Annotated in this window: 2 protein-coding genes and 1 pseudogene; 2 read left to right on the forward strand and 1 reads right to left on the reverse strand. The window is 52.2% G+C overall.

All coding sequences use genetic code 11. The annotated features are described in order from the left end of the window. Together DBO31_RS02655 and DBO31_RS02660 are read left to right on the forward strand one after the other, a co-directional pair. Window positions 1-2274 (forward strand): acyl-CoA dehydratase activase-related protein (locus DBO31_RS02655; protein WP_234995365.1); only part of this gene is annotated, 2274 nt, incomplete at its 5' end. Window positions 2275-2439: 165 nt separating this feature from the next. After that, the gene (locus DBO31_RS02660) at window positions 2440-3834 is read left to right on the forward strand and encodes an NCS2 family permease (RefSeq protein WP_150824377.1); all 1395 of its coding nucleotides are present in this window, start codon (window positions 2440-2442) and stop codon (window positions 3832-3834) included. A gap of 109 nt (window positions 3835-3943) precedes the next feature. Here DBO31_RS02660 and DBO31_RS02665 read toward each other — a convergent pair. Continuing rightward, window positions 3944-4351: pseudogene (locus DBO31_RS02665) on the reverse strand (hypothetical protein); the annotation flags it as partial.

Consider the following 4351-nt stretch of genomic DNA (forward strand, 5'->3'; position numbering starts at 1 on the left):
ATTCCCCGCGTGCTCAATATGTATGAAGATTATCCCTTCTGGTTTACCTTCTTCACCCACCTTGGATACCGCGTCGTCTTATCCGATCCTTCGTCTAAAAAGCTCTTTGAAAAGGCCATGGAAACGATTCCTTCCGATTCGGCCTGCTATCCGGCCAAACTCGTCCACGGCCATATTGAAAACCTGCTGGAAAAAGGGGTCGATCGCATCTTCTATCCCTGCATCCAGAACGGGCCCAAAGAAGGCAGTAAAGACAATACGTTCAACTGCCCCATGGTCATGAGTTACCCGGAAGTCATCCGCAATAACATGGCCGAACGGCTGAGCGATACGAATACACGGTACCTGTGCCCATTCCTGCCGCTCCACGACCCCAAACGCATTGTCCCGCGCCTGCAGGATGAACTCCGCATATGGGGACTGGAAAAAGGCGAAATCAAAGAGGCCTGTGAAGCTGCCTGGAAAGAAGAAGAAGCGTATAAGCAGCAATACTATGCCATGACCAAAGCCACGTTGGACATGCTCGCCAAAAAAGGCGAACGGGCTATCGTCCTCTGCGGCCGCCCCTATCACGTCGATCCGGAAATCAATCACGGCATTCCCGAACTCATCAACAGCCTGGGCCTTGCCGTCCTCACCGAAGACGGGGTGGCACCGCTGGGACAATTCCCGGGACACCTGCGAGTTGTAGATCAGTGGTCCTATCACTCCCGCCTCTACCGTGCGGCCCAGTACGTCGAACAGCATGCCAACCTGGAACTGGTGGAACTGAATTCCTTCGGCTGTGGTCTCGATGCCATCGTCGCCGATCAGGTGCAGGAAATTCTGGCACACGGACATAAAATCCATACGCTGCTGAAAATCGACGAAGGCTCCAACCTCGGTGCTATCCGTATCCGCCTGCGGTCCCTTCTGTTCGTCATGAACCACCGCAAACCCGTTTCGGACAAACCCGAACCTTATACGTATGAAAAGGCCGTCTTCACCAAAGAAGACAAGGCAAAGGATGTCATCCTCGCCCCATCTATGACGCCGATTCATTTTCCCCTGTTCAAACCGGCCTTCGATTATGAAGGATACCGGGTAGAAATGATCCATCACCAAGGACAGAAGGCAATCGACACCGGCCTGGCGTATATTCACAACGACGCCTGCTATCCGGCAATCATGTCCCTTGGCCAGATTATTACGGCGCTTAAATCGGGCAAATACGACCTGAAACATACGTCCGTCATGATTTCCCAGACGGGAGGCTGCTGCCGTGCTACCAACTACATCGGCATGATACGAAAAGCCCTGGCCGATGCCAATCTGGGCGATATCCCCATCCTGTCCCTGAACCTCAAGGGACTGAACAAACAGCCGGGATTCCAGCCCCATATCGGCTTCTGGCACCGCCTGGTCATGGGCATGATTTACGGCGATACGCTGCAGCAGGTGCTGTACCGGACCCGTCCCTATGAGAAGGTAAAAGGTACGGCCGAAGCCCTGTTTAAAAAATGGCAGGATAAATGTATGGCCGACCTGAAAAAGGCCGACCGCTCCACCTTCGTGAAGAATATCCGCGCCATGGTGCAGGAATTCGATAACATCGATATGACCGACGAAAAGAAACCCCGTATCGGACTGGTCGGGGAAATTTACGTCAAATTCCATCCCATTGCTAACAACCACATTGTGCGCATGATTGAAGAAGAAGGCGGGGAAATCATCGTATCCGGTCTGGCTGACTTCTTCTTCTACGGTCTCCTCGACGACCAGTTCCGTTACAAACACCTGTCTGGCAGCTGGTGGAATAACTTCAAGAGCAAGTCCTTCGTGAAGCTGCTGGAATGGTACCGCAAACCCTACAGGGAAGCCGTAGCCCGGAGCCGCCACTTCGACCCCATCACGTCGATTTACGACATTGCCGAAGACGCAAAGAAATTCCTGTCTCTCGGCCATGAAGCCGGCGAAGGATGGTTCCTGACCGGGGATATGATCGATCTGATCAAACGGGGCGCCAAAGACATCGTCTGCCTCCAACCCTGGGCCTGCCTGCCCAACCACGTGACTGGCAAGGGCATGATCAAGACCTTGAAAGCGGCATTTCCCGAAACGAATATCGTCGCCATCGACTACGACCCCAGTGCCAGCTCGGTCAATCAGACCAACCGCCTGAAGCTGATGCTTACGACGACCTTTGAAAGCATCCGCGAACCGGTCGATCCCAAAGAAAAACCGACCCTGCCCTTTCTCAACGGAGTCCGTTTAAACGAAGCCATAAAAGAGTAACACTATTGAGACTGTCTTTCCAGGCAGTCTCTTTCTTTTCCCGAAAATCTTTTTCTCATCTTCCTCTCATATATATCAGATTTTTGTTGCCCATTGAGAGTAATCAATTTATAATAAAATATATGTTTTTATATTCCTTATGTTTTTATTGAAAGGAGATACACTATGCAAACTGAAACTGGTTTTCTGGACCGGCTATTCCATTTATCAGCTAATGGCACGACAGCCCGGACAGAAATGCTGGCTGGTATCACGACATTCATGACCATGGCCTATATTCTGGCCGTCAATCCGGCAATTTTAAGCATCACCGGCATGGATAAGGGCGCTGTCCTTACGGCAACGGCCCTGGCTTCCTGTCTGGGTACGGTCTTTATGGCTGCCTTTGCCAACTATCCCTTCGCTCTGGCACCCGGCATGGGCCTCAACGCCTTCTTCGCCTTTACGGTCGTCCTGCAGATGGGTTATTCCTGGCAAATGGCGCTGGCCGCGGTTTTTATTGAAGGCATCATATTCATCGTCTTATCCCTTACGAACGTCCGCGAAGCTATCTTCAATGCCATTCCCATGACACTGAAAAAAGCCGTATCTGCCGGTATCGGCCTGTTCATCGCCCTTATCGGTCTGCTCAATGCCCAGATCATCGTCGCCAACCCGGCTACCAAGATTTCCCTGTTTTCCTTTAAGCAGTCTGTGGCAACCGGTACCTTCCACACCGTCGGTATCACCGTCCTCATCGCTATGATTGGGATTCTGTTCACGGGCATCCTGATGGTCAAAAAAGTACGGGGCAATATTCTCTGGGGCATCCTGGGCACGTGGATTCTGGCCGTCATCTGCGAACTGGCCGGCCTCTATGTACCCAATCCGGAGCTGAAAATGTTCAGTGTCATCCCCAATCTCTCCGCCGGTGCCGCCTCGTTCGTCCCGGCCAGCATGACACCCATTCTGGGCCAGCTCGATTTCAGCAATGTATTCAGCCTTGATTTTCTGGTCGTCATGTTCGCTTTCCTCTTCGTCGATCTTTTCGATACCCTGGGTACACTCATCGGTGTATCGTCCAAAGCCAACATGCTCGATGCTAACGGCAAACTGCCCCGCATCAAAGGCGCCCTCATGGCCGATGCCTGTGCCACCACCATCGGGGCCGTCCTCGGCACGAGTACGACGACGACCTTCGTCGAAAGCGCTACCGGCGTCAGTGAAGGTGGACGCACTGGCCTGACTGCCATGACCATAGCTGTCCTCTTCCTGCTCTCGTTGTTTCTCTCGCCGATTTTTATGGCCATCCCGGCCTTTGCAACGGCACCGGCCCTGGTCATCGTTGGTTTCCTCATGCTCACTTCCGTAGCCGGAATCGATTTCAATGACTTCTCCGAATCTATCCCGGCCTACATTACCATCATTGCCATGCCGTTCTGCTACAGCATTTCCGAAGGCATCTCATTTGGCGTCATTTCCTACGTAGTCGTCAACGTACTGACCGGTGGACAAAAGAAAATCAGTCCTCTCATGTACGTCCTGGCCGTCATCTTTGTATTAAAATATATCCTGCTATAAGGAACGATAGGTTCCCTAATAAAAAACGGCAGCAACACGCACTTTCACAGTCATGTTGCTGCCGTTTTTTTGTCTCTATCGTCTGGTATGACAAGCCCATATATCAGTTCTATCCACCAAAAGCCTGACGCCACGCCGCTTCCCGTTCATCTGCCGGATTTTCCCGGACCGGTTTTTCATGCAGTACATCGATAGCCACACGGGCCATGGCCTTGGCTCCGACAAGTGCCTGTATTTTTGCATATCGGCTACCGGCAGCGGCGGCAAATTCCGGCGTATGGGCCGATATGTCATAGCCGATACAAAGACTGGGCTGACTGACCCGGGTGATATAACTCACATTGCCCACATCGGTAGACCCTTCGGCGAAATCATCGTCTTTGATATCAAATTCTTCCCCGAGTTCACTGAAGGCGTCGGCAAAATCGACATCGAGGCGGGGATCATTGACCATATCCATGAGCAGCGGTTCATAGTGATACATAGTGAGCTTCGTTCCATGCGCATCGGATACGCG

The sequence above is a fragment of the Megasphaera sp. DJF_B143 genome (genome assembly GCF_900320625.1).
Taxonomy (GTDB): Bacteria; Bacillota; Negativicutes; order Veillonellales; family Megasphaeraceae; genus Megasphaera; species Megasphaera hexanoica.

Excerpts from the sequence above, each read along its gene's own strand:
- DBO31_RS02660 (WP_150824377.1), top strand. The coding sequence starts at position 2,440 with ATGCAAACTGAAACTGGTTTTCTGGACCGGCTATTCCATTTATCAGCT.